The sequence below is a fragment of the Streptomyces antioxidans genome, from assembly GCF_000968685.2.
Classification (GTDB): Bacteria; Actinomycetota; Actinomycetes; order Streptomycetales; family Streptomycetaceae; genus Streptomyces; species Streptomyces antioxidans.
Genome location: NZ_LAKD02000196.1, coordinates 1 through 3,132, shown reverse-complemented (window position 1 = coordinate 3,132; position 3,132 = coordinate 1). Strand labels below are relative to the sequence as shown.

3 protein-coding genes are annotated in these 3,132 nt (G+C 66.1%); all 3 read left to right on the top strand.

Annotated features, from left to right (window positions below; all coding sequences use genetic code 11):
* Positions 1–418, top strand: a 418-nt coding sequence (locus VT50_RS37620) for a HalD/BesD family halogenase (protein ID WP_420822268.1), incomplete at its 5' end; no start/stop codon positions are given.
* 27 nt (positions 419–445) lie between these two features.
* On the top strand, positions 446–1,498 hold the full coding sequence (locus VT50_RS37615; RefSeq protein WP_158083252.1) for an iron-containing redox enzyme family protein: 1,053 nt from the start codon (positions 446–448) through the stop codon (positions 1,496–1,498).
* Positions 1,499–1,526: 28 nt separating this feature from the next.
* A partial coding sequence (locus tag VT50_RS37610) for an FAD/NAD(P)-binding protein (RefSeq protein WP_158083251.1) occupies positions 1,527–3,132 on the top strand: 1,606 nt, incomplete at its 3' end.

The window sequence follows — 3,132 nt, the reverse complement described above, 5'->3', positions numbered from 1 at the left end:
GCGGATTGCGCAGGCGGATGTGTTGCCGTGTCCGTGGGAGGGTGAGAAGTATGTCATTATCCGTCAGGATCAGCCGGGGGATACGCATGGGTGGCATTGGGGGGATTTCAGTTACACGTTAATCTGGATTATCGAGGCGCCGGGGCCGGAGGTGGGCGGGATGCTGCAGTGTGTGCCGCATACTAATTGGGATAAGCAGGATCCGCGGGTGCATGAGTATCTGCAGAAGCATCCGATCCGTACGTATGCTCATGCTACGGGTGATCTGTATTTTCTGCGGTCGGATACGACGCTGCACCGGACGATTCCGCTGAGTAAGCCGGCTACGCGCATCATTCTGAATACGTGCTGGGCGAGTGTCGCGGATGTTGAGCGTCCGACGACGCACGAGACGATGGATGCGATGTTCTCCTCCTGACCGTGACGCATGAAGGGGGGATACTCCTTGAGTACGACATCTGAACTCAACAGTGGTATGGATTTGCGGGAGGTGGTTATTTCTCTGCTGGCGGGGGATGAGGACGCCGCTGCCGTTAATGTCCGGGCTGCTGATATGGCGTATCGGGCCGAGTTGCGCGGTGTGGCTGAGGAATTAGCGCGTGCGGCTTTCACGCGTGGTGACCGTGCGGCGCTGCATACCGCGCACTGGGTGCTGGGTGACATCTACGACCGGTGTTTCAGTCTGCCGCCTATCGAGCAGGTTGATTCTCTGCTGGGTGAGCTTCTGGATGATATCCGTAGTGTTCTGGAGAACGCTATGCTGGCGGATCTGTCGGGGCGGATGGATCACAGTGCACTGGCGTGTGTGCCGCGGGATCCGGAGTCGTTCCTGCCCTGGTACCGGAATTTCATCAGCAGTCATACTGCCAGCAATCACCCCTTCTACCGGGATTTTCTGGAGAAGCGTGCCTCGGCTGAGGACCTCAGGTTCTATCTGGCGCAGGAGACGTCGCTGGATCCGCGTTTCGATGACATCCTGTCGTTTTTGACGGTGGGTACGAATGGTGCGGAGAAGATGGAACTCGTCCAGAACCTGTGGGATGAGATGGGGAATGGTAATCCGGCCGAGGTGCATACGACGGTGTTCGCGAAAACGCTTGCGGATGCCGGGGTGTCGAAGGAGTTCATCGACAGTAACATTATGCTCGAGTCGCTGGTGTGTGGGAATGTTTCGGCGGCTTTGGCGCTGTCGAGGCGGCACTGCTATAAGGCGTTCGGGTATTTCGGGGTGACCGAGTATCTGACGCCCCGCCGGTTCCGGTCCTACATTGTGGGCTGCAGGCGGCTGGGGATGCCGGGGTCGGCGTATGTGTATCACGAGCAGCATATTCAGATCGATGCACGGCACGGCCCGGCCTGGTTTAAGAATATTCTTCTTCCGGCGATTGCCCGTGAACCGCGCTGTGCTGCCCAGATCGCTTTGGGTACGGTGATGCGTCTGGAGACCTCTACCTGGTATCTCGATGCGCTGCAGACGAGACTTGAGCTGGCCGGATGAGTGGGCTGGCCGGGTGGGGTTTGAGCGTATGCGGGTAGCCGTTATCGGTGGTGGTGCCTCCGCGGTGACGCTGATCGACGCTCTCGCGCGCAGCGCACCGGGGGAGGGGGTCACGGTCAGTGTCTTCGAGCCGCGGCCGTATCCCGGCCCGGGCCGGCCGTATGGCGGGGACGCGGAGGGTGCTCTGATCAACCGGCCCGCTGAGGCGATGTCGGTCCGGCATACCGATCCGGGGGATTTTTGTACCTGGCTGGGGGGATTGTCCCGGGCCGGTGGGTTCCCGTTTGTCGATCCCCGGGCGCGGTTCCAGCCGCGGTGGCTGTTTGGTCGCTATCTGCGCCGGCGGCTGGCCGCGGCCACCGCGCAACTGGCCGCCGCGGGGAGCACGGTGGTGGTGCGTAGGGCCACGGTGGAGGACCTCTATTGCGAGGGGGGCCGGCTGGTGACGTGTACTTCGGACGGTCAGGTGCAGGCGCATGACCATGTGGTGCTGTGTCTGGGCACGCCCCGGCCGGCTGATGTGTATGGCCTGGCGGGGCGGCCCGGTTTTGTCGCCGACCCGTATCCGCTGTCGCCGTCGCTGCCGGCCGGGGAGCCGGTGACGGTGCTGGGCAGCAATCTCTCCGCGGTGGACTGTGCTGTGGCCCTGCTGCGCCGCGGGCACGGCGCGCCGATCCGTCTGGTCTCCCGTAGTGGGCTGCTGCCCAGTGTGCGCTGTGTGGCGGCTGCTATCGATCCGGTTCAGGCCGGGCAGCTGGCTGATGCCGTGCGGTGTACGCCGTCGGCGGCGCTGTGGTCGACCGTGCGCAGGCTGCTGTATGAGGGGCTGTTGGCGCATGGGGCATCGCCGCAGGAGATGGCGCTGGATCTGGCGGTGGGGGAGCCGCCCGCGGACCGGCTGGCCCGTCAACTGGGCCGCCAGGACGCCGCGGACTGCTGGCGGGGGGCGCTGCTGCCGCTGCTGGATCCGGTGGGTGAACTGCTGTGGCAGCGGCTTCCCCTGACCACCCGGCAGGCGTTTCTGCGCCGCCACAACACGGCGGTTGCCACCGTCTTGAACCCGATGCCCCCGGCCACGGCCGCCTTGCTGCTGCGGGCACTGCGCACCGGTGCGCTGGAAGTGCACGCGGGCATCACCGCGATCGACCCGGTGCCGGGCGGTGGCTTTACGGTGTGGTCGGGGGAGGGGAAACACCGTGCCGGTGTGGTCCTCAACGCCGTCCGGGCCACGCCGTATGATCCGGCCGAGCCGGCCGGGCGGCTGCTGGGCCGGCTGGCCGCCCGCGGCCTGGCCCGCATCCACCCGTGCGGCGGGGTGTATGTCGACTTCCCCACCAACCGTGTCCTGGGACCGGCCCGCGGCCTGTACGCGCTGGGCCACCCGACCGCGGGTGACCTCTATTACGCCAACGCCGGATCCCTGCTGGGCATCAGCGCACGGGCCGAACGCATCGCCGCCCGCATCCGGCCCGGCCCGCCCCCGGACCCCACCGCGCAGGCCCGGCCCGGCACTGCCACAGCTACCGCCGCCGGGGCGCAGCTCGGTCCGGCCCCGGGTACTGCCGTAGGGGCGCAGTCCGGCTCGGCCGCGGGTACTGCCGCGGGGGTGGCGGGTTCCATGACGGTGATGGGGG